We start from the raw sequence: 21169 nt of genomic DNA on the forward strand, positions 1-21169 counted from the left end.
CTTTGTGCGACCGGCGGGTGAACACCGTGAACCCGGTGCCCCTTTCCGCCCTCTATCCGGACATGAGCCTCACCGGGACCCCGTTCCTCTGCACCCTGGCCGTACTGGCCGCCGTCGCCCTCGGACTGCCGCTCGTCCTGTGGACGCGGGTGCGCGGTCCCCGGCCGGCGCGGGCCGCCGCCCGGGTGACGATGCTGCTGTTCGCCCAGGTCACGGCCGTGGCCCTGGTGTTCACCCTGGTCAACAACACCAACCAGCTCTACGACGACTGGTCCGACCTGCTGGCCACCGGCGACCATGTCGAGCACGCCACCGACCTCGGTGCCGACGGCACCGGCGGGATCACGGTGGAGCGGCTGCCCAAGGTCCGTCAGGCGTTCCGCACCGCGGGCGGGCCGGGCATGCGGGCGGCGGGCGGGGTCCGCGTCACCGAGCTGACGGGGCGGGTCTCCGGGGTGAAGGCCGAGGTGTACGTCTGGCTTCCGCCGCAGTACGACGACCCCGCCTGGCGCGACCACCGGTTCCCGGTCGTGGAGCTGCTCCAGGGCTACCCGGGTTCGGCGAAGGCCTGGTTCGGCACCCTGGACGCGCACGAACAGCTCCTGCCGCCGATGAGCGACGGCCGGATCACCCCCTTCGTCCTGGTGGCACCGCGCACCGCGCTGCTGCCCGGAGCGGACACGGGCTGCGCCAACCTCCCCGGCCGGGTGAACGCGGAGAGCTGGCTGAGCATCGACGTGCCGCGCATGGTCATGGACAACTTCCGCGTCCGGAGCGCTCCCCGGGGCTGGTCCGTCGCCGGGTACTCGGCCGGGGGGCACTGCGCGACACGGCTCGCCGTCGCGCACCCCGACCGCTTCCGCGCGGCGGTCAGTCTGTCCGGCTACAACGACCCGGCCGTCGAACGCACCTCGCTGACCGGGCGCGACCCGGCCCTGCGGTCCGCGGGCAACCCCCTCCGGATGCTGCGCGAGGCGGCGGCACCGCCCCGGATCTCGCTCTACCTCTCGGGCCAGGAGCACGACGGGTACGAGGACGCCATGACACTCGGGCGGGCCGCGAAGTCGCCGACGCACGTGCAGGTGGTGAAGCTGCCGAAGAGCGCGGGCGGGCACACCATGGCGCTGTGGCGGCCGCAGGTGATACCGGCCTTCCGCTGGCTGACCGAGGAACTGGGCGGGCACCGCGCGGCCGGCGGGGCTACTCCTCCCGGACCGTCGAGCGGCGGTGCCACGCCCGGGGCGCCCGCCAGTGGTAGCGCATCGCGAGGAGCCGAAGGACGAAGGCCGTGACCACGGCGAAGGAGCTGGTCATCGAGTTCAGCACGTCGTAGCGGATGCACAGCGCGACCATGGTGGCCCCGACGACGGCCGGGACCGCGTACAGGTCGCGGTCCCAGCGCAGCAGCGAGGGCACCTCGTTGGCGAGCACGTCGCGCAGCACGCCGCCGCCGACCGCGGTGGCCAGGCCCAGACAGGCGGAGGCGGTCAGGCCGAGTCCGTAGTCGTACGCCTTGGTGGTCCCGACGACGCAGAACAGGCCGAGGCCGGCCGCGTCGAAGACGTTGACGGCGACCTGGATGCGCTCCACGTGCGGGTGGAGGAAGAACACCAGAACCGTGGCGACCAGGGGCGTGAGGAAGTAGCCCAGGTCCGTGAAGGCCGCGGGCGGCACCGCGCCGATGACCAGGTCACGGAAGAGCCCTCCGCCCAGGGCGGTGACCTCGGCGAGTACGGCGATGCCGAAGACGTCGAAGTTCTTGCGGACGGCCAGCAGGGCGCCGGAGATCGCGAAGACGAAGATGCCGATCAGGTCGAGCGTGTGCAGGACGGACGGACTGAACAGTTGCTGGAGCACCCGTACATTCTTACTCAGCAAGCACCCCTCGCCTTGTAAATCAAGGCGAGGGGTGCGGTGCGCTTGCTGTCCTCAGCCGCTAGACGGCCTTGTCGGCCTTCTCGGGCTGCTCGGCCTCCGGCTCGGGTGCCTCGGCGGCCTCCGGCTCGGGCTGCTCGGCGGCTTCGTCCGGCGTCTCGGCACTCGCCGCCTTCTCGGCCTGCTCGGCCGCCTCCACCACCGCTTCGGCCTTCTCGGCCTTCTCGGCCTTCTCGGCGGTCTCGGCCTTCTCGGCCTTCGTGCTCTCCTGCTCCGGCGGCCCCGCCTGCTCGGGCACCGTCGCCGCGGCGAGCTCCTCGGACACCGGGGCGTCCTCGACGCCCTCGCGCGTGGCCGGCACGACCTCTCCGGTGGTCCGCGCCAGCGTCCCGGCCGCGATCTCCTCGGCGTAGTGGCAGGCCACCCGGTGGCCGCCGCCGACGTCCCGCAGTTCCGGACGCTCGGTCGAGCACCGCTCGGCCTGGGCCCACGGGCAGCGGGTGTGGAAGCGGCAGCCGCTGGGCGGGTTCGCCGGGGAGGGCAGGTCACCGATGAGCAGGATGCGCTCGCGCTGGTCCTCCACCTCCGGGTCCGGCACCGGCACGGCCGACATCAGGGCCTTGGTGTACGGGTGCTTCGGCTCGGCGTAGAGCGCGTCGCTCGGTGCCTCCTCGACCAGCGAGCCCAGGTACATCACGCCGATCGTGTCGGAGATGTGCCGGACCACGGCGAGGTCGTGCGCGATCACCACATAGGTCAGGCCGAGTTCCTCCTGGAGCTCCTCCAGCAGGTTGATGACCTGGGCCTGGACCGACACGTCGAGCGCGGAGACCGGCTCGTCGCAGATGATCACGTCCGGTTCGAGGACCAGCGCGCGGGCGATGCCGATGCGCTGGCGCTGGCCGCCGGAGAACTCGTGCGGGTAGCGGGAGAGCGCGTTGGAGGGCAGGCCGACCTTGTCCAGGATCGACTTGATCTTCTCCCGGCGCTCCTCCTGGTCCTTGCCGATGCCGTGGGCGACCATGCCCTCGGACAGGATCGACTCGATGTTCTGCCGGGGGTTGAGCGAGCCCAGCGGGTCCTGGAAGACCATCTGCAGCCGGCGCCTGAAGCGGCGCATCTCCTCACCGGGCAGCTTCGCCAGGTCGGTGCCGTCGAGGACGACGGAACCCTCGGTGATGTCCACCAGCCGCAGCACCGACCGCCCGAGGGTGGTCTTGCCGCAGCCGGACTCGCCGACCAGGCCGTAGGTCTGGCCGGCCTCGACCTTCAGGGAGATCCCGTCCACGGCGTAGACGTGGCCGACCGTGCGGTCGAACAGGAGCCCCTTCTTGATGGGGAAGTGGACCTTGACGCCGTCCAGTTCGAGCAGGCTCATGCGGGGACCTCCTCGGCCTTCGCGTCGTCGAGTACGGGATTGACGCACCGCACCTGGTGACCGGCCGCGCGGGGCTCCGTGAGCTGCGGGGTGCCGGTCAGGCAGCCCATCTCGTACCGGTCGCAGCGGGGCGCGAAGGCACAGCCGTCGGCCCAGGCGATGCGGTCGTTGATGGAGCCGCGGATCGGGTTCAGGGGCTCGCCCCGGGGAGCGTCCAGCCGGGGGATGGAACCCAGCAGCCCGTGCGCGTAGGGGTGGGTCGGGTGACCGAAGAGCTCGCGGCGCCCGGCGGACTCGACGACCTTGCCCGCGTAGAGCACGTTGACCTGGTCGCAGAGGCCGGCGACCACCCCGAGGTCGTGGGTGATCATCAGCAGGGCGGTGCCCTCCTGGTCCACGAGTTCCTTGAGCAGTTCCAGGATCTGCGCCTGGATCGTCACGTCGAGGGCCGTGGTGGGCTCGTCGGCGATGAGCATGCGCGGGGCGCAGGCCACCGCCATGGCGATCAGCGCGCGCTGGCGCATACCGCCGGAGAGCTGGTGCGGGTACTCCTTGAGCCGCCGGGTGGGGTCGGGGATGCCGACCCGGTCCAGCAGGTCGGCGGCCTCCTTGCGGGCGGCCTCTCCCTTCATCCCGCGGTGGCGCTCGAGGATCTCGGTGACCTGCACGCCGACCGGCACGACCGGGTTGAGCGAGGACAGCGGGTCCTGGAAGATCATCGCCATCTCGCTGCCGCGCAGGTCGCGGCGGGCGGAGGCGCTCATCGTGAACAGGTTCGTGCCGTCGAAGTCGGCACGGCCGCCGATGGTGAGGCCCTTGGCCGGGAGCAGGCCCATCAGGGCCAGCGAGGTGACGGACTTCCCGCAGCCGGACTCGCCGACCAGGCCCACGACCTGGCCCTGGTCCACCTCGAAGGAGACGCCGTCGACCGCCCGGGACTCCTTGCGGCCGCGGCCGCCGAAGGTGACGGTCAGTTCGTCGACAGTGAGCAGAGACATGGTGGTTCAGCCCCTCAGCTTCGGGTCGAGGGCTTCCCGCATGGCCTCGCCGAGGAGGGTGAAGCCGAGGGCGGTGATGATGATGCCGACGGCGGGGTAGACCGCCATCATCGGCGCGTTGTCGAAGAAGCGCTGCGCCTGGGTGAGCATGACGCCCCACTCGGGGATGGCCGGATCGGGGTTGCCGAGGCCCAGGTAGGACAGGGCGGCCGCCTCGATGATCGCGGTGGCCAGGGAGAGCGTGGCCTGCACGATCACCGGGCTGAGCGAGTTGGGCACGATCTGCGAGAGGACGATCCGCCGCTTGCGCACACCGAGGGACTTGGCGGCGAGCACGTAGTCCGCACTGCCCTGGGCCAGCATGGAGCCGCGCAGCAGCCGGGCGAACACCGGGATCTGCACGACACCGACCGCGATCATCACCGTGGTCAGTGACTGCCCCATGACGGCGGCGATGGACACGGCCAGCAGCAGCGAGGGCATCGCCAGCATGATGTCGATGAAGCGCATGATGACGGAGTCGACGCGCCTGCCGGTGTCGCCGCCGAGGGTGGCGAAGGCACCGGCGAGGCCGCCGATCACGAAGCCGATGATGAGGCCGATCAGCGTGGCGACAACGCCGACCAGCAGCGTCTGGCGGGCGCCGACCAGCATGCGGGAGAAGAGGTCCCGGCCGAGGTGGTCGAGCCCGAACCAGTTCTCGCCGCGCGCGCCGACGAACTCGCCCCGGTTGGGGAAGACCTCGTTGCGCCACGTCTGGGCGGTCGGGGAGTACGGGGCGACGTAGGGCCCGACGATCGCGAGGACGACGAACAGGGCGATGACGACCGCGCCGATGATCGCCATCTTGCTGCGCTTGAGGCGCCGGAACGCCTCCCGCCACAGGCTGGCGCCGGTGCTGGTCTCCTTGGTCGCGGCCAGTTCGGCGAGGCGCTGGATCTTGTCTGTCTTGGTGGCGACACTCATGTCAGTGCACCCGCACTCTCGGGTCGATGAGGCTGTACGCGAGGTCCACCAACAGGTTGATCAGGACGTACACCAGCGCGATGAACATGATGAACCCGACGAGCACGGGGTAGTCGCGGGCGTCGATCGCGGTCCGGATGAAGGAGCCGATGCCTCCGAAGGAGAACACCGACTCGGTCAGGACCGCGCCGGACAGCAGGGAGCCCGTGAGCAGGCCGACCGCGGTCACCACGGGGAGCATCGCGTTGCGCAGCACGTGCCGGCCGCGGACGACGCTCCGCTTGAGGCCCTTGGCCTCGGCGGTGCGGACGTAGTCCTCGTCCTGCACCTCGAGGACGCTGGCGCGGGTCATGCGCACGATGACCGCGAGCGGGATGGAGGCCAGGGCGACGGAGGGCAGGATCAGGTGGGTGATCGCGTTCCAGGAGGCGTCGAACTCGCCGGTGAGGATGCCGTCCAGGACGGCGAAGCCGGTCACGTCGGTGGCGTTGATGCCGGTGTCCTGGCGTCCGTAGCTGGGGAAGATCCCGAGCTGGACGGCGAAGATCTGCTTGAGGATCAGGGCCAGGAAGAAGACCGGGATGCAGATGCCGACGAGCGAGCCGGAGACGGCGGTGACGTCGAGCCAGCCACCGCGGTTGCGGGCCGCGAAGTAGCCGAGCGGAACGCCCACGGCGACGGCGATCAGGATCGCGAGGAGGGACAGCTCCACGGTCGCGGGGAAGCGGAGGACGAACTCGTCCCACACCGGTTGCCCGGTCTGGGTGGACGTGCCCAGGTCGAGTTCGAAGATGCGCTTGAGGAAGCGCCAGTACTGAACGTAGACGGGCTGGTCCAGCCCGAGCGCACGGTTGATGCGCGCCACTTCGGCCTCGGTGGCCTTTTCCCCCAGGATCGCTGAGGCGGGTCCACCGGGCAGCCGGTCGAGCCAGAGGAAGAGCAGAACCGACAGGCCGAGCAGCGTGGGTATGAGCTGGAGCAGTCTTCGTACGACGAGACGCAGCACCCCGCATGCCCCTTTCTTGCGTGATGTCTTACATGAATGGACCCGCCCGGCCGCCGAGTTGCGACGGCCGGGCGGACCCCCCCGTTCTGGTGTTCCTGCCGATCAGGCGCTTACTTGAAGGAGGCCTCGGAGAAGACTTCCTGCGTCAGCGGGGAGACCGCGGGCGGGTTCACGTTCTTGGCGAAGGCGATGGCCGGCGGGGAGGAGGAGATCGGGACACCCGGCAGGTAGTCCATGATGGCCTCGTTGGCCTTCTCGTAGGCGGCCACGCGCTCGTCGGCCTTGCCCAGCTTCGAGCCGGCGTTCACGGCGTCGAAGACCTTCTTGTCCTTGAAGCCCCACTGCTTGTCGTACTCGGCGAACCAGGTGCCGATGAAGTTGTAGCCGTCGTTGAAGTCACCGGTCCAGCCGAGCATGTGCAGGGCGCAGGAGCCCGCCTCGGTGGCGTCCAGGTAGTCCGGGGCCCACTTCATGGCCTTCGGCTTGACGGTGATGCCGGCCTTCTCGAGGTCGGCCTTCATCAGCTCGAACAGGTCCTGCGGGGCAGGCATGTACGGGCGGGTGACCTCGGTCGGGTAGCAGAACTCGATCTCGAGCTTCTCCTCACCGGCCTTCTTGAGGAGCCCCTTGGCGGCGGCGGTGTCGAACGGGTACTTCGTGACGTTCTTGGAGTAGCCCGCGATCGTGTCCGGCATGAACTGGTCGGCGACCTTGCCGCCCTCGGGCAGCTGGGTCTTGACCAGGTTCTCCTTGTCGATCGCCTGCGCGATCGCCTGGCGGACTTCCTTCTTCTTGAGGGCCTTGTTGGCGCTCTGGCTCATGCCCACGTAGAAGAGGTTGAAGACACCACGGGTCGGGACGACGTAGCCCTGGTCCTCGAGGGTCTTGACGTCGGCCGGGGCGACGAGGTCGTAGCCGTCGATGTCACCGGCCTGGAGCGCCTGACGGCGTCCCTCTTCGGTGTCGATGGTGCGGAAGACCAGGTTCTTGATCTTCGCCTTCTCGCCCCAGTAGCCGTCGAAGCGCTGAAGGGTGACTTCCTTGTTGCCCTTGTTCCACTTCGTGATCTTGTACGGGCCGGTACCGGCGACCGTGCCGGCCTCCTGGCTGTACTTGGGGTACGTGATGGCGTCGCCCTTGGCGGAGGCGTCCTGCTTCTTGTACTCCGCGAGGGCCTTCGGCGAGTGGATCGCGAGGGCGTTGAGGGAGAAGCCGCCGGGAAGGTTGGCGGAGGGCTTCTTGACCTCGATGACGGCGGTGTTCTCGTCCTTCGCGGTGCAGGACTTGTAGTTCGCCTCGGGCGTCTCCTTGTCCTCGTTCTTCGCGAAGCCGCCCATGATGGTCTGCCAGTAGTAGGAGACCGCGCTGGACTGGTAGGTGCCCGTCCAGTTGAACCAGTGGTCGTAGTTGGCGCAGACGGCCGCGGCGTTGAACGCCTCGCCGTCGTGGAACTTCACGCCCTTGCGGAGGTTGAAGGTCCAGACGGTGCCCTCGTCGTTGCTCGACCAGGTCTCGGCGAGGCCGCCGACCAGCTTGGTGCCGCCGGACTCGTGCTCGAGCAGGGCCTCGAACGCCTGCCGCGTCACACGGAAGGTTTCACCGTCGCTCGCGAGGGCAGGGTCGAGGGAACCCGGGTCACCGGCACCGGCGAAGACGAAGGTGTCCTTCGCGCCGTCGCTCTTGTTGTCACTGTCCCGCTCGCTGGAGCAGCCCGTGGCAATCAGACCGACCGCCACCGCGGCCGTGATCGCCCGAGCGACTCGGGACTTGGTTATGCGCATATTGGGGCCACTCCGGGTCCGCTATGTGGATACATCTTGACCGGCCGAACACTACAGACGTTCGCAGGGAGTCAGGCAACAGTCCGGATAGCGGTGATACCTACCTGAGATCTGAACACTTGACATATGGGATGTGTCAGACACCCGGCCGGTGGGATTTAACTCCCCGGACACAGAACGCGGCTGCCGACAACGTGTTGAGGGGGTGTCCGGCGGAGTGAAGAACGGGTGAAACCGCAGGTGACAGGGGGTCAAGGGTTGGTCGCTGAGCGCGCATGGCTGAAAATGTGACGCGAAATCGGCGCCCGCCCGGCAGGTGCCCGGAGGGCGCCGGCACACCCGTCCATCTGATGGACACCGTGACGCTGAGTCAGCACGGCCCGGCACCCGGCCGGCGGACCGCGCCGGGACCTCGCGGGTTCGCCCCGGTCAGCGGTGCTGCGCGGGCGGGTAGCCGTACCCCTGGGCGGAGGGCTGGACGGCGCCGTGCGCCTCGCGGTCGTAGAAGGGGCGGGCGCCGGCGCGCAGCCACATCGCGACCGGGTCGTGCTCGTCGGACATGGCGACGGTCGACACGGGCAGCCCGTCCGGGACCGCCCCGAGGGACTGCTGCATCATCGCCCGCACCGCGTCCACGGCGGGCGGGGAGGTGTCGTACACGTCCAGGCCGATGGCGAGGTAGGGGGCGCCCAGCGCGGGCTGCACCCAGGCGCGGCGCAGCGCGCGGACGGCCGGGGTGCGGTGGGCGTTCTGCGCGAGCAGGGCGTAGAACTGGGGGATCTCGATGGCCGGTTCGGACAGCCGCAGCGGTCCGGCGGGCTGGCGGTCCAGCCCGCCGGCGATCCGGCGCAGGTCCAGCCAGGGGATGCCGAGGCCGCCGCCCGGGGCGTGCGGATTGAGCCAGAGGCCGTAGTGGTCGGGGTAGAGCGCGCGGGCCACTTCGAGGCCGTCGACCACCTCGTACGACCGGTTCCAGCCGCTGGCCGACAGTTCCTGCGCGGAGGTGACGCAGGGCGCGTAGCCGAAGCCGTCGACCTCCATGTTCCCGTACTGGGCGTCCGGCGAGCCGGCCTGGCCGTGCCACAGCAGCATCCAGACCTGGCCGGACGAAGGGGTCGCGAGAGCACGCAGCAACGCCTCGTAGGCGTCGTAACGCCCGGGCGTCACCTGGCGCAGCATGTGCTCGACCTGCCCGGCCGCCGCGGTGCCAGCGCTCACTTTGTATCGCCCCTCCGTCACACACCTCGCCAGCCAATGAACCTAGCGTAAGCCGAAGGCCTCCGGCGGTCTGCGTCCAGTGCGCGGGAGGCTCGGGGGCTGGGCCTCGCAGGGCGGGTGCGGGTGCGCCGTGGCTGGTCGCGCGGTTCCCCGCACCCTACGACCGGGTCAGTGCCGGCGGTTGTAGAAGGGGCTGACCTTGGCGCGGAGCCAGTCGGCCACCGGGTCCTGGGCCACGTCGAGGAGGATCAGGTTGACCGGCCAGCGGACCGGGGTGCGGCCCAGGGCCCGCCCCAGGGCGTCCAGGGGAAGGGTGCGGGCGTCGCCCTCCCACTGGGAGAGCTCCACGCCGACGAAGAGGACCGGGGCCTCCGTCTCGATCGCGGCGAGGCAGCGGCGGGCGGCCGTCACCACCCCGACGGCGTCGAACTCCTCCGAGGCCGCGCCGAGGAAGTCCACCGGGTCCTCCTGCCAGTCGGGCTCGAAGAGCCGGACCCGGCCGCCGGACGCCGGCCCGTCCAGCGGGCTGCGTCCGGCCCGGCACAGTTCGGCGACGGCGGCGGGCGGCAGCGGGGCGGCGACCACTCCGCCGGGGTTCACCGCGATCCCGGCCTGCGGCGGCAGACCGCGGGCGAACTCCACGGCGGGCGCGACGGTGTACGACGCGTGGGAGCCGACGACCTGCCGGAACTGCTCCTCGGAGCTGAAGACGGGCACGTAGGCCTGGCCGTCGAGCTCCACGGTGGGCAGGTCCAGCGGGCCGCTGTGCGGGCCGCCGCCGTTGGGCAGCGGGACCCAGACGAAGCTGCGGCCCAGCACCTCGATGATCCTGCTCCCCGCCGAGGGGACGCCGAGGGAGGCCGAGAGCACCTCCTCCAGTTCGTTACCGGGCCATCCGCCGTGCGGATGGGGGTGCGTCCGGTCCGGGAAGTCTGCCGGGAAGTCCATCTGTCGCCTACCGCCTGCCTGGAACCACTGCTGTGGCGGAAAAGGCTATCCGGTCAGCCCGCGAAGCCGATCCGGCGCAGCCCGTCCGCCGCGTCCCGGTCGATCAGCACCGCCGAGCCGCAGCCCGCCGGCATCCGGCCGCGCTCGACCGCGCGCAACAGCCGCTCGCTCGCCGCACGGTGGCGCCGGAAGGCGTAGCGGGAGACTCCGCGCCCGCGCTCGCGCTGGCCGGCCAGGGCCTGCTGGGGAGTGACGTCGAGCAGCAGCAGGTGCAGGCTCGCCCCCCGGCGGCGGGCCTCGCGGGCCAGCCAGCGCCGCACCCAGGCCTGCGTGCCGCAGTCGTGGACGACGACGGCCTCACCGGCGCGCAGCGCACGGCGCAGCCCGGCGTAGTGGGCCAGGCGGACCAGCGGGCGGTACACGGCGTACGGCAGGAGGCGCGGCATGCGGCGGTCCCAGCGGTCGCGGGTGTCCTGGGAGTCGATCCGGGTGCCCCGCACCGCGCGCCGCATCAGCGTGGACTTGCCGCTGCCGGGCAGTCCGGTGACCACGACGAGGTCGCGGGGCCCGAAGAGCAGCGCGCGCGGGCCGCGGCCGCCCCGTGCGCGCAGATCGCGGACGACGGGCGCCGGCAGCGCGCCGCGAGCCCGGCCGGCCCGGGCGGCCGGCTGAGGGGGCAGCGCGACACCTGTGGTGGTGGCGCACGCCGTGGTCCTGTTCACCGTGATGGTCCTCCCCTGGGGTCAGGTACGAGTCCCGTCCCCGCCGAGTGTAAAGAAAAGGTAATGCCAGGTGCTCTCGATTCCGTGCCTTTCGTGAAACAGGCCTGTCACAGCTCCCTGTGACCGCGCCCGCACATCCCGTGCACCCCAGGAAAGGGTCCCCCTGCCGGACGCCGCCGATGCGTGCAATGATGTGCGCGCCAACTGCATACCGGCCGTTTGAATCCGCGCGGGAGAGTCCCCGGCACTGTGTGCCGCCGGGGCGCCGAAGGAGCAAGTCCCTCCCTTGAATCTCTCAGGCACCGTTACCGCGTGGGCGAGGCACATCTGAAAAGCGGGCCGCTGCAGCCGTACTCCAGTGGCTCCACCCAAGGTGCAAGCCGTGACTCCTCCCCTGAGCGGGCGGTCATGGCGAACCTCTCAGGTTCCGATGACAGATGGGGAGGACGTGTCCTCGCCTTGCCTGTCATGCCTTTGGGAGACCGACCGATGAGCAGTAACGAACCTCGCCGTACCGCGCTCGACGCCCTGCACCGGTCGCTCGGCGCGACGATGACCGACTTCGCCGGCTGGGACATGCCCCTGCGCTACGGCTCCGAGCGCGACGAGCACAACGCCGTGCGCACCGGGGCCGGCCTCTTCGACCTCTCGCACATGGGCGAGATCACGGTCACGGGCCCGCAGGCGGCCGCTCTTCTGGACTTCGCGCTGGTGGGCAACATCGGCGGCGTCAAGCCCGGCCGCGCCCGCTACACCATGATCTGCCGCGAGGACGGCGGCATCCTGGACGACCTGATCGTCTACCGGCTCGGCGAGACCGAGTTCATGGTCGTCGCCAACGCCTCCAACGCGCAGACGGTGCTCGACGCGCTCGTCGAGCGCGCGGCCGGCTTCGACGCCGAGGTCCGCGACGACCGCGACGCGTACGCGCTGCTCGCCGTGCAGGGTCCCGAGTCCCCGGCCATCCTCGCCTCGCTCACCGACGCCGACCTGGACGGCCTGAAGTACTACGCCGGCCTGCCCGGCACGGTCGCCGGTGTCCCCGCGCTCATCGCCCGCACCGGCTACACCGGCGAGGACGGCTTCGAACTGTTCGTGAAGCCGGAGCACGCGGTCGAGCTGTGGCAGGCGCTGACCAAGGCCGGCGAGGGCGCGGGCCTGGTCCCGTGCGGGCTGTCCTGCCGTGACACGCTGCGCCTGGAAGCGGGCATGCCGCTGTACGGGAACGAGCTGAGCACCTCCCTGACGCCTTTCGACGCCGGTCTGGGCCGGGTGGTGAAGTTCGAGAAGGAGGGCGACTTCGTGGGCCGCGCCGCCCTGGCCGAGGCCGCCGAGCGCGCCGCCTCGGAGCCTCCCCGCGTCCTGGTCGGTCTGGTCGCCGAGGGCCGCCGGGTGCCGCGCGCCGGGTACGCGGTCGTGGCGGGCGGCGAGGTGATCGGCGAGGTCACCTCCGGCGCCCCCTCCCCCACGCTGGGCAAGCCGATCGCCATGGCGTACGTCGACGCGGCGCACGCGGCGCCGGGCACCGAGGGCGTCGGCGTGGACATCCGCGGCAGCCACGAGCCGTACCAGGTCGTGGCGCTGCCGTTCTACAAGCGGCAGAAGTGACACCGTCGTAGGCAGCCCCCGGCAGCCCCCTGGCAGCCCTCCGGCAGCCCTCCGCGCCCGAGCCGGTGCGACGTACCGGCCCGACCGCGTTTTCCGCTGTCCCACCGTCATCAGCAGTTTCCCCCGTACAGGAGAATTCAGGCCATGAGCAACCCCCAGCAGCTGCGTTACAGCAAGGAGCACGAGTGGCTGACGGCCGCCGAGGACGGCGTGTCGACGGTCGGCATCACGGAGCACGCGGCCAACGCGCTCGGCGACGTGGTCTTCGTCCAGCTCCCCGAGGTCGGTGACACCGTGACCGCGGGCGAGACCTGCGGCGAGCTGGAGTCGACCAAGTCGGTCAGCGACCTGTACTCCCCGGTCAGCGGTGAGATCACCGAGGTCAACGAGGACGTCGTGAACGACCCGTCGCTGGTGAACTCCGCCCCCTTCGAGGGTGGCTGGCTGTTCAAGGTGCGCGTCACCGACGAGCCGGCCGACCTGCTGACCGCCGCCGAGTACGACGCCCACATCGCGGGCTGAGGAGTCGTAGCCGCATGTCGCTTCTGAACACGCCCCTGCACGAGCTCGACCCGGCGGTGGCCGCCGCGGTCGACGCCGAGCTGCACCGTCAGCAGTCCACCCTCGAGATGATCGCCTCGGAGAACTTCGCCCCGGTCGCGGTCATGGAGGCCCAGGGCTCGGTCCTCACCAACAAGTACGCCGAGGGCTACCCCGGCCGCCGCTACTACGGCGGCTGCGAGCACGTCGACGTGATCGAGCAGATCGCCATCGACCGCGTCAAGGAGCTCTTCGGCGCCGAGCAGGCCAACGTGCAGCCGCACTCGGGTGCCCAGGCCAACGCGGCCGCGATGTTCGCGCTGCTCAAGCCCGGTGACACGATCATGGGCCTGAACCTCGCGCACGGCGGGCACCTGACCCACGGCATGAAGATCAACTTCTCCGGCAAGCTCTACAACGTCGTCGCCTACCACGTCGGCGACGACGGCCGGGTCGACATGGCCGAGGTCGAGCGGCTCGCCAAGGAGAGCAAGCCGAAGCTGATCGTCGCCGGCTGGTCGGCGTACCCGCGTCAGCTCGACTTCGCCGCGTTCCGCCGGATCGCGGACGAGGTCGGCGCGTACCTCATGGTCGACATGGCGCACTTCGCCGGACTGGTGGCCGCGGGCCTGCACCCGAACCCGGTGCCGCACGCCCACGTCGTGACGACCACCACGCACAAGACCCTCGGCGGCCCGCGCGGCGGTGTGATCCTCTCCACGGCCGAGCTGGCCAAGAAGATCAACTCCGCGGTGTTCCCCGGTCAGCAGGGCGGTCCGCTGGAGCACGTGGTCGCCGCCAAGGCGGTCGCCTTCAAGGTCTGCGCCTCCGAGGAGTTCAAGGAGCGCCAGCGCCGCACCCTGGAGGGCGCCCGCATCCTGGCCGAGCGCCTGGTCAAGGACGACGTCAGGGCCGTGGGCGTGGACGTGCTGTCCGGCGGCACGGACGTGCACCTGGTCCTGGTCGACCTGCGCGACTCCGAGCTGGACGGGCAGCAGGCCGAGGACCGTCTCCACGAGGTCGGCATCACGGTCAACCGCAACGCGGTCCCGAACGACCCGCGCCCGCCGATGGTCACCTCGGGTCTGCGCATCGGCACGCCCGCGCTGGCCACCCGCGGCTTCACCGCCGAGGACTTCACCGAGGTCGCGGACGTGATCGCGGAGACGCTGAAGCCGTCCTACGACGTGGAGTCGCTCCGGGCCCGGGTGACGGCGCTCGCCGCGAAGCACCCGCTGTACCCCGGTCTGACGTAATTTCGTACGCTTCCCTTCGTACGGACATCCGGGGCATCGCGCACACTGGGTCGGGTGGGCGCGGTGCCCCGCACCATGACATGCGGAGACGATTCGTCTCTTCCGATCCCCTGAACCACCCCCTCCCGGTGGACAGCGCCGTCCGCCGAACCCTTAGGAGTCCTCCCGTGGCCATCTCGGTCTTCGATCTGTTCTCGATCGGCATCGGCCCGTCCAGCTCGCACACGGTCGGCCCGATGCGGGCGGCCCGGATGTTCGCCCGGCGGCTGCGCAACGAGGACCTGCTGGACTCGGTGGCCTCGGTGCGGGCCGAGCTGTACGGCTCCCTGGGCGCCACCGGGCACGGCCACGGCACGCCCAAGGCCGTGCTGCTCGGCCTGGAGGGCGACTCGCCGCGCACGGTGGACGTGGAGTCCGCCGACGAGCGGGTGGAGAAGATCAAGGACGGCGGCCGGATCCGGCTGCTCGGCGAGCACGAGATCGCCTTCTCCTTCGACGACGACATGGTGCTGCACCGCCGCAAGGCACTCCCGTACCACGCCAACGGCATGACGCTGTGGGCGTACGACGCGTCCGGCGCGGAGGTGCTGAGCAAGACCTACTACTCGGTGGGCGGCGGGTTCGTCGTCGACGAGGAGGCGGTGGGCGCCGACCGCATCAAGCTCGACGACACCGTCCTGAAGTACCCCTTCCGCACGGGCGACGAGCTGCTGCGCCTCACCGAGGAGACCGGCCTGTCGATCTCCGCCCTGATGCTGGAGAACGAGCGCGCCTGGCGGACCGAGGAGGAGATCCGCGAGGGTCTGCTGGAGATCTGGCGCGTGATGCGGGCCTGCGTCGAGCGCGGCATGTCCCGCGAGGGCATCCTGCCGGGCGGCCTGAAGGTCCGCCGCCGCGCCGCGAACACCGCGCGCAAGCTGCGCTCGGAAGGGGACCCGCAGGCCCTGGCCATGGAGTGGATCACCCTCTACGCGATGGCCGTGAACGAGGAGAACGCGGCCGGCGGCCGCGTCGTCACGGCGCCGACGAACGGCGCGGCGGGCATCATCCCCGCCGTCCTGCACTACTACATGAACTTCGTGCCCGGCGCCGACGAGGAGGGCGTGGTCCGCTTCCTGCTCGCCGCGGGCGCGATCGGCATGCTCTTCAAGGAGAACGCCTCCATCTCCGGCGCCGAGGTCGGCTGCCAGGGCGAGGTCGGCTCCGCCTGCTCGATGGCGGCGGGCGCGCTCGCGGAGGTGCTGGGCGGCTCCCCGGAGCAGGTGGAGAACGCCGCCGAGATCGGCATGGAACACAACCTCGGACTGACCTGCGACCCGGTCGGCGGACTGGTGCAGATCCCCTGCATCGAACGCAACGGCATGGCCGCGGTGAAGGCGGTCACGGCGGCGCGGATGGCCATGCGCGGCGACGGCTCCCACAAGGTGTCCCTGGACAAGGTCATCAAGACGATGAAGGAGACCGGCGCGGACATGTCGGTCAAGTACAAGGAGACGGCCCGGGGCGGGCTCGCGGTGAACATCATCGAGTGCTGAACGGGCTCTCGCGGATTTTCCGGCTCACCGTCGGTAGGACGTCCTACGCCGGCGACGCCCTCTGGATCGCCGACCGCGTCCCCGCCGGGAAACCCCGCATCAAGGCGAAGCGGCGCTTCCACCAGTACACCGGTGACCCGCCGGACAAGAACGTCGCGGACTTCTCCGGCGGGTCGTCGCTGAAGGAATGGGCCGAGGCCGCCCCGTCGCCGTCCTAGCCCTTGAACTCCGGCTTGCGTTCCGGGGACGCGTCCGCGAGGGCCTTGGTGACGGCCTCGACGCCGGCGCGCAGGCCGTAGACCGGGGTGTCGGGCTGCTGGCGCCAGGAGTCGTCGATGCCGCCCGCGTCCACGGTGTCGAAGCCGAGCTCGTCGATCAGGGCCCGGACCTTCCGCTTGGCCGCCTCGTCGTCGCCGGCCACGGGCAGGGCCATCCGGTCGGGGGCGCCGGCCGGCCGGTGGCGGTCCAGGATGTCCTGGGCGTAGGTGCCGTTGAAGGCCTTGATCACGCCGTGGCCGATCCGGCGTTCGGTCCAGCGGCTCTCGGTGATGCCCTCGTCCTCGATGCCCGCGATCCTGCCGTCCCGCTGCTGCGGGTAGTAGTTGCCGGTGTCGATGACGGCCACGCCCTCCGCGGCCTCGTCGAACAGGCCGGACGGCAGGTCCGGGACGGCCTTGAGCGGGACGGTGACGACCACGACCTCGGCGCCGCGCGCCGCCTCCTCGGCCCGGACCGGGGTCGCCCCGGTCTCCTCGGCCAGTTCCTTGAGGGTGTGGGGGCCGCGGGAATTGGCGACGGAGACGTCATGGCCGAGGGCCGTGAGCCGCCGCGTGAGGTTCCCGCCGATGTTGCCCGCTCCGATGATGCCGATCTTCATGTCCGCTCGCCTCGCCCTTCCGGGGATCGGTGGTCGACGTCGGTCCCCGCGGGAACCGTCATGATCGGCACCAACCGCCCGGAAGGGCGGACTATTCCGGACCTACTTGTTCAGGTGCGCCCAGAACTCGTCGAACGACAGGACCTTGTCGCCGTTCAGGTCGCGGGACTTGATCAGGGCCTCCGCGACCGCCTCGGTCACGTTCCAGTCCCCGCCCTGGGCCAGGGCGGTCTTGAACTCGGCAGCGGTGATGAATCCGTCCCCGTCCGTGTCGATCCGCTCGAACTGCTTGCGCGCTTCCTCGATGTCCGCCACCGATCCGCCCCTCATCTCGTGCTTTGCCTCTTGTTGACGCAGGTCAGATTATCGGGCCGCCTGAGACTCCAGTGCGGCGACCACCCACCCGAACTCCTCCTGGCAGGACGACGGGCGTGGCAGGCTGTTGACGATCGCGCGCGCAGGGTGCGCACCGGCTCCGGACGGGCTGCGGAGCCGGCGTCGTGGAGCCGGTGGCCGCCCGTGGAACGGGCCACCGGTGGCACGGGCGAGCTCGCCGGTGGTGAGAAGTCCGGTGCCGTCTTCGATCATGTCTGGGAGTCTGGGCCTTCCAGTCGGTGGAGACTCGAGGAGCGAGGGTGACCAGGACTCTGCGGGACCTTCTCGACGCGGCGGCACGGGGAGTCTTTCCGGCGGCGGACGGGGGGACGACGGTGGTGGCCCAGCCGTCGGGCCGGGACGCGGGGGTGCTGGCGTTCACCGCGCACTCCGTCGTCTTCACCGACGAGGACCCCGCGTGGGTGCGGCGGACGCTGGCGTCGGCCGACTGCGACGCCCTGGCCGCCACCATGAACGTCCGCTTTCTGGCCGCCTTCATGGAGCGCACCGGGCGGCGGACGGACACGATCGACGTCATGACGGTGGCGTCCGGACTCGCGGGCGGTCCGCCGCTCGCGCTCGCGGAGATCGGCGACCCGGACCACCCCCGGGTGAGGAGCGCCCTCGGGCGGCGTGACGACGTCCGGGTGTGGACGGCGGACGGGGGTGTGCTGGTGCTGGGGCGCGGCGTCGCGGGGCGGCTCGAGGTCGCGGTGGAGGTGGCACAGGAGGCTCGGCACCGGGGTCTGGGACGGCGGCTGGCGCTGGCGGCGCGGCACCTGTCCGGGGGCGAGCCGGTGTGGGCGCAGATCTCCCCGGGCAACGCCCGCAGCATGCGGGCCTTCCAGGCGGCCGGATACCGGCCGGTCGGCTCCGAGGCGCTGTTCCTTCCCCGCTGACGGCTGAGCGAGGCGAGCGGGGACGGGCCCTCAGCGGTCCGTGACGCGCATCTCGAACCAGGTGGTCTTGCCGCGGGGCAACAGGTCGACGCCCCAGCGGTCGGCGAGGTGGTCGACGAGGAAGAGGCCGCGGCCGCTGACGTCCAGCTCCTGCACCGGCATGAGACAGGGCAGGCCCCGGGACGGGTCGCGCACCTCGACACGGATCCAGCCGCGCCGGTGGCGCATACGGAGGCCGAAGACCCGGGCCCCGGTGTGGCGCACGGCGTTGCCGACCAGTTCGGAGACGAGCAGGACGGCGTCCTCGGCGGTCGCGGCGGTCAGACCCCAGTGGCGCAGGACGACGACCTGGACGAGCCGGCGGGCGGTGGCGGCCGACTCGGGACGGGACGGCAGCGGCACCTCCGCCTCCGTGGGGTCGCCGAACAACTCCAGTGCCTTCAGGGCGCGTTCGTCCTCGGCCGTCGGCGACCAGCGCGACGCGGTTGCACGTCCGTCTCCCCGCGGCTGTTCCATGCCCTCCAGCCCCGCCATGCCCCCATCATGGCCGTCCGCCAGGACCTCCGGGGCCGTTCCGGGGGAACACACCCCCCGTGTGCTCCCCTCCGGCACCGGGCCCCCGGCTGGTGCGAATGGCACTTCGGGGGCAGCGAAAACTCGTCCTACCTGGGGGAACGGCTCGCTCTCAGGCAATCGACGGGCTCCCTCGACACGAACGGCTTAAGGGTGCCCTCAGGCTCCCACAAACCGCCCCATCGAGGGACCCGGATGAGACATCGCGTCAATTGCAAGACCCCGGAGAGGATTTCATGACGCCGTCACAGGAACTTCGCCTTGCCGGGCCCCTCCTCGACGAAGCTGCGCATCCCGCGCTCCCGGTCCTCCGTGGCGAACAGGCCCGCGAACCAGTTGCGTTCGACGGCGAGGCCGGTGTCGATGTCCGTCTCAAGACCGGTGTCGACCGACTCCTTGGCCGCGCGCAGCGCGATCGCCGGGCCCTGGGCCAGCTTCGCTGCCCACGCGTGCGCCTGCGCGTAGACCTCCTCGGCGGGGACCACGCGGTCCACCAGGCCGAGCGTGAGCGCCTCGTCGGCGCGGACCTGCCGGCCGGTGAAGATGAGGTCCTTGGCCCGGGAGGGGCCGATCAGCCGGGACAGCCGCTGGGTGCCGCCCGCGCCCGGGATCAGGCCGAGCAGGATCTCGGGCTGGCCCAGCTTGGCGTTCTCCCCGGCGATGCGGTAGTCGGCGCAGAGCGCGAGTTCGCAGCCCCCGCCGAGCGCGTAGCCGGTGACGGCGGCCACGACCGGCTTGGGGATACGGGCCACGGCGGTGAAGGAGTCCTGCAGGGCGCGTGACCGCACGACCATCGCCGCGTGGTCCATGGCCTGCATCTCCTTGATGTCCGCGCCCGCCGCGAACACCTTCTCGCCGCCGTAGATCACCACGGCGCGCACGTCCTCGCGGCGCGTGGCCTCCTCGGCGAGTTCCTTCAGACGGTCCTGCGTGGCGACGTCCAGCGCGTTCATGGGCGGGCGGTCCAGCCGCAGCGTGCCGACGCCCTCGGCGACTTCGAGATGTACGGTCATGGCAGCAGGTTAACGGTGACTAACGGCGTCCGGGGAAGGTGCGGTCGGTCACACGCGGCCGGGGGTCCGGGGGTCGCCCCCGGGCAGACACAGCACGGTGACTAACGGCGTCCGGGGAAGGTGCGGTCGGTCACACGCGGCCGGGGTCCGGGCGTCGCCGCCGGGCAGACACGGCACGGTGACCAACGGCTGCGGCCCCGGTGCGGTACCTCGCACACCGGGGCCGTACGTCGTCCCGAAGGGCTGTCCCTCCGGCGTGGGGCTACGCCTTCCACTTCTCCCAGGACATGTTCCAGCCGTTGAGGCCGTTGTCCGGGGCGATGGTGGCGTCGTTGGAGTTCCTGACCTCCACGACGTCGCCGATCAAGGAGTTGTTGAAGAACCAGGCGGCCGGCGCCCCCTTGTCCCAGCCGCCGCGGACGTCGCGCAGGCCGACGCAGCCGTGGCTGGCGTTGCGGTTGCCGAAGGCGTCGCCGCCCCAGTAGTTGCCGTGGATGAAGGTGCCGGAGGTGGACAGGCGCATGGCGTGCGGGACGTCCTTGATGTCGTACTCGCCGCCGTAGCCGACCGTGTCACCGTTCATCCGGGTCACCGTCAGCTTCTCGGTGATGACCATCTTGCCGTTCCAGGTCTCGTAGCCGGGCGCGCCGGTGGTGACCGGAATGGTCTTGATGACCTTGCCGTCCCGCTCGACCTTCATCGTGAGCTTCTTGGCGTCGACGACGGAGACCTGCTCGCGGCCGATGGTGAAGGAGACGGTCTTGTCCTGCTCGCCGTAGACGCCGTCACGGCCCTCGACGCCGTCGAGGTTGAGGTCGACGGTGACCTTGGTGCCGGACTTCCAGTACTTCTCGGGGCGGAAGTCCAGGCGGTCGTTGCCGAACCAGTGGCCCTCGACCTCGACGGCCGGCTCGGTGGTGATGCGGATGGCCTTCTCGACGTCCCCGGGGTTGGTGATGCCCCGGGTGAAACGCACCGAGAACGGCATGCCGACGCCGACCTCGGAGCCGTCCTCGGGCGTGAAGGTGCCGATGAAGGTGTTCTTCGGTGTCAGCGTGGTGAAGCCGGAGTCCTCGGCGGCGGTGCGGCCCTCGGAGTCCTTCGCGACCGCGTGCACCGTGTACTCGGTGGAGGCGGCCAGGTGGGTGGACGGCGTCCAGGTGGCGCCGTCGCCGGATATCTCCCCGTCGATCCTGTCGCCGTCCGGGTTCTTGACGACGACCTCGGTGAGCTTGCCCTTGCTCGCGCTCACCTTCAGCGCGCCGCTGGTCTCGACGGACTTGGCGCCGTCCTCGGGCGTGATGCTGACGACGGCCTCGGACTGCTTGCTCTGGGCCGCGGTGGAGTCCTTGCCCTTCCCCCGGCCCTTGCCGTCGCCCGAGCCGGCTCCCGACTCCGATCCGCCGCCGCAGGCGGTGACCGCCAGCATCACACCGAGTGCCAGCGCCGCGAGCTTCCTGCCGCCACGCCCCCGCACACCGGCCGAAGCCCCCGATATCGGCCCCACGTTCACTTGTTCTCCCCTCGGCGGACCCGGCCCCTGTCGGCCGGACCCGCGCCCCCGCGCGCCCCTCGCGCACACGGCGCATGGTAACCACAGG

Annotated in this window: 20 protein-coding genes, 1 pseudogene and 2 riboswitches; of the genes and pseudogenes, 7 read left to right on the forward strand and 14 right to left on the reverse strand. The window is 70.8% G+C overall.

Annotated features, from left to right (window positions below):
• Window positions 1-62 precede the first annotated feature (62 nt).
• Window positions 63-1292 (forward strand): alpha/beta hydrolase, encoded by a 1230-nt coding sequence (locus tag F1615_RS18145; protein ID WP_149550064.1) that lies wholly within the window; start codon window positions 63-65, stop codon window positions 1290-1292.
• On the opposite strand, the gene F1615_RS18150 is transcribed toward F1615_RS18145, so the two are convergent.
• From F1615_RS18150 to F1615_RS18190, 9 genes are all read right to left on the reverse strand, one after another.
• Window positions 1201-1857: a trimeric intracellular cation channel family protein gene (locus F1615_RS18150; protein WP_149550063.1), complete on the reverse strand. Its 657-nt coding sequence runs from the start codon at window positions 1855-1857 to the stop codon at window positions 1201-1203. The genes F1615_RS18145 and F1615_RS18150 overlap by 92 nt on opposite strands.
• 79 nt (window positions 1858-1936) lie before the next feature.
• Window positions 1937-3253: an ABC transporter ATP-binding protein gene (locus F1615_RS18155; protein WP_149550023.1), complete on the reverse strand. Its 1317-nt coding sequence runs from the start codon at window positions 3251-3253 to the stop codon at window positions 1937-1939.
• Complete coding sequence (locus F1615_RS18160; RefSeq protein ID WP_149550024.1) at window positions 3250-4251, reverse strand: ABC transporter ATP-binding protein; 1002 nt, start codon at window positions 4249-4251, stop codon at window positions 3250-3252. Before F1615_RS18160 ends, F1615_RS18155 begins: the two co-directional genes overlap by 4 nt.
• Before the next feature lie 6 nt (window positions 4252-4257).
• Window positions 4258-5217: an ABC transporter permease gene (locus F1615_RS18165; RefSeq protein WP_149550025.1), complete on the reverse strand. Its 960-nt coding sequence runs from the start codon at window positions 5215-5217 to the stop codon at window positions 4258-4260.
• Window position 5218: 1 nt separating this feature from the next.
• A complete protein-coding gene (locus F1615_RS18170) occupies window positions 5219-6223 on the reverse strand; it encodes an ABC transporter permease (RefSeq protein ID WP_149550026.1) in 1005 nt (334 codons plus the stop codon).
• Between the two features lie 110 nt (window positions 6224-6333).
• Window positions 6334-8004, reverse strand: coding sequence for an ABC transporter substrate-binding protein (locus tag F1615_RS18175; RefSeq protein ID WP_149550027.1), 1671 nt, complete (start codon window positions 8002-8004; stop codon window positions 6334-6336).
• 429 nt (window positions 8005-8433) lie between these two features.
• Window positions 8434-9222 carry an enhanced serine sensitivity protein SseB C-terminal domain-containing protein gene (locus F1615_RS18180; RefSeq protein WP_244328779.1) on the reverse strand — a complete coding sequence of 263 codons (789 nt, stop codon included), beginning with the start codon at window positions 9220-9222 and terminating at the stop codon, window positions 8434-8436.
• Window positions 9223-9390: 168 nt separating this feature from the next.
• Window positions 9391-10170 carry an enhanced serine sensitivity protein SseB gene (locus F1615_RS18185; protein WP_149550028.1) on the reverse strand — a complete coding sequence of 260 codons (780 nt, stop codon included), beginning with the start codon at window positions 10168-10170 and terminating at the stop codon, window positions 9391-9393.
• A 53-nt stretch (window positions 10171-10223) separates the two neighbouring features.
• Complete coding sequence (locus F1615_RS18190; RefSeq protein ID WP_149550029.1) at window positions 10224-10892, reverse strand: AAA family ATPase; 669 nt, start codon at window positions 10890-10892, stop codon at window positions 10224-10226.
• A 220-nt stretch (window positions 10893-11112) separates the two neighbouring features.
• Window positions 11113-11213: riboswitch (glycine riboswitch) on the forward strand.
• A riboswitch (glycine riboswitch) is annotated at window positions 11214-11339 on the forward strand. It abuts the riboswitch before it with no gap.
• Window positions 11340-11381: 42 nt separating this feature from the next.
• On the opposite strand from F1615_RS18190, the gene gcvT reads away from it, so the two are divergent.
• The 5 genes and pseudogenes from gcvT to F1615_RS18215 form a co-directional block, all read left to right on the forward strand.
• Window positions 11382-12500, forward strand: a complete 1119-nt coding sequence (gcvT, locus tag F1615_RS18195; protein WP_149550030.1) for a glycine cleavage system aminomethyltransferase GcvT — start codon at window positions 11382-11384, stop codon at window positions 12498-12500.
• Window positions 12501-12644: 144 nt separating this feature from the next.
• Window positions 12645-13022 carry a glycine cleavage system protein GcvH gene (gene gcvH / locus F1615_RS18200; protein WP_149550031.1) on the forward strand — a complete coding sequence of 126 codons (378 nt, stop codon included), beginning with the start codon at window positions 12645-12647 and terminating at the stop codon, window positions 13020-13022.
• A 14-nt stretch (window positions 13023-13036) separates the two neighbouring features.
• Entirely contained in the window at window positions 13037-14296 is a 1260-nt protein-coding gene (gene glyA / locus F1615_RS18205) for a serine hydroxymethyltransferase (protein WP_149550032.1), read from the forward strand.
• Window positions 14297-14463: 167 nt separating this feature from the next.
• Window positions 14464-15831, forward strand: a complete 1368-nt coding sequence (locus F1615_RS18210; RefSeq protein WP_149550033.1) for an L-serine ammonia-lyase — start codon at window positions 14464-14466, stop codon at window positions 15829-15831.
• An 8-nt stretch (window positions 15832-15839) separates the two neighbouring features.
• Window positions 15840-16049: pseudogene (locus F1615_RS18215) on the forward strand (muramidase); the annotation flags it as partial.
• Here F1615_RS18215 and F1615_RS18220 read toward each other — a convergent pair.
• The gene (locus F1615_RS18220) at window positions 16046-16735 is read right to left on the reverse strand and encodes an NADPH-dependent F420 reductase (protein WP_425385651.1); all 690 of its coding nucleotides are present in this window, start codon (window positions 16733-16735) and stop codon (window positions 16046-16048) included. The pseudogene F1615_RS18215 and the gene F1615_RS18220 sit on opposite strands and share 4 nt — an antisense overlap.
• A gap of 75 nt (window positions 16736-16810) precedes the next feature.
• The gene (locus F1615_RS18225; protein WP_149550035.1) at window positions 16811-17023 is read right to left on the reverse strand and encodes an EF-hand domain-containing protein; all 213 of its coding nucleotides are present in this window, start codon (window positions 17021-17023) and stop codon (window positions 16811-16813) included.
• A 320-nt stretch (window positions 17024-17343) separates the two neighbouring features.
• On the opposite strand from F1615_RS18225, the gene F1615_RS18235 reads away from it, so the two are divergent.
• Window positions 17344-17982 (forward strand): GNAT family N-acetyltransferase, encoded by a 639-nt coding sequence (locus F1615_RS18235; protein WP_149550036.1) that lies wholly within the window; start codon window positions 17344-17346, stop codon window positions 17980-17982.
• 30 nt (window positions 17983-18012) lie between these two features.
• Here F1615_RS18235 and F1615_RS18240 read toward each other — a convergent pair whose 3' ends face one another.
• The 3 genes from F1615_RS18240 to F1615_RS18250 all read right to left on the reverse strand — a co-directional run bounded on the left by F1615_RS18240 (window position 18013) and on the right by F1615_RS18250 (window position 21081).
• A complete protein-coding gene (locus F1615_RS18240) occupies window positions 18013-18621 on the reverse strand; it encodes an ATP-binding protein (RefSeq protein WP_167533790.1) in 609 nt (202 codons plus the stop codon).
• Window positions 18622-18800: 179 nt separating this feature from the next.
• The gene (locus F1615_RS18245; RefSeq protein ID WP_037941060.1) at window positions 18801-19568 is read right to left on the reverse strand and encodes an enoyl-CoA hydratase/isomerase family protein; all 768 of its coding nucleotides are present in this window, start codon (window positions 19566-19568) and stop codon (window positions 18801-18803) included.
• A gap of 262 nt (window positions 19569-19830) precedes the next feature.
• On the reverse strand, window positions 19831-21081 hold the full coding sequence (locus F1615_RS18250; RefSeq protein WP_208818347.1) for a L,D-transpeptidase: 1251 nt from the start codon (window positions 21079-21081) through the stop codon (window positions 19831-19833).
• Window positions 21082-21169 lie beyond the last annotated feature (88 nt).

The sequence above is a fragment of the Streptomyces marokkonensis genome, assembly GCF_008312835.1.
Classification (GTDB): Bacteria; Actinomycetota; Actinomycetes; order Streptomycetales; family Streptomycetaceae; genus Streptomyces; species Streptomyces marokkonensis_A.

Coding starts and splice junctions, on each gene's coding strand:
- F1615_RS18145 (WP_149550064.1), top strand. CDS start 63: ATGAGCCTCACCGGGACCCCGTTCCTCTGCACCCTGGCCGTACTGGCC.
- F1615_RS18155 (WP_149550023.1), bottom strand. CDS start 3,253: ATGAGCCTGCTCGAACTGGACGGCGTCAAGGTCCACTTCCCCATCAAG.
- F1615_RS18160 (WP_149550024.1), bottom strand. CDS start 4,251: ATGTCTCTGCTCACTGTCGACGAACTGACCGTCACCTTCGGCGGCCGC.
- F1615_RS18165 (WP_149550025.1), bottom strand. CDS start 5,217: ATGAGTGTCGCCACCAAGACAGACAAGATCCAGCGCCTCGCCGAACTG.
- F1615_RS18175 (WP_149550027.1), bottom strand. CDS start 8,004: ATGCGCATAACCAAGTCCCGAGTCGCTCGGGCGATCACGGCCGCGGTG.
- F1615_RS18185 (WP_149550028.1), bottom strand. CDS start 10,170: ATGGACTTCCCGGCAGACTTCCCGGACCGGACGCACCCCCATCCGCAC.
- gcvT (WP_149550030.1), top strand. CDS start 11,382: ATGAGCAGTAACGAACCTCGCCGTACCGCGCTCGACGCCCTGCACCGG.
- gcvH (WP_149550031.1), top strand. CDS start 12,645: ATGAGCAACCCCCAGCAGCTGCGTTACAGCAAGGAGCACGAGTGGCTG.
- glyA (WP_149550032.1), top strand. CDS start 13,037: ATGTCGCTTCTGAACACGCCCCTGCACGAGCTCGACCCGGCGGTGGCC.
- F1615_RS18245 (WP_037941060.1), bottom strand. CDS start 19,568: ATGACCGTACATCTCGAAGTCGCCGAGGGCGTCGGCACGCTGCGGCTG.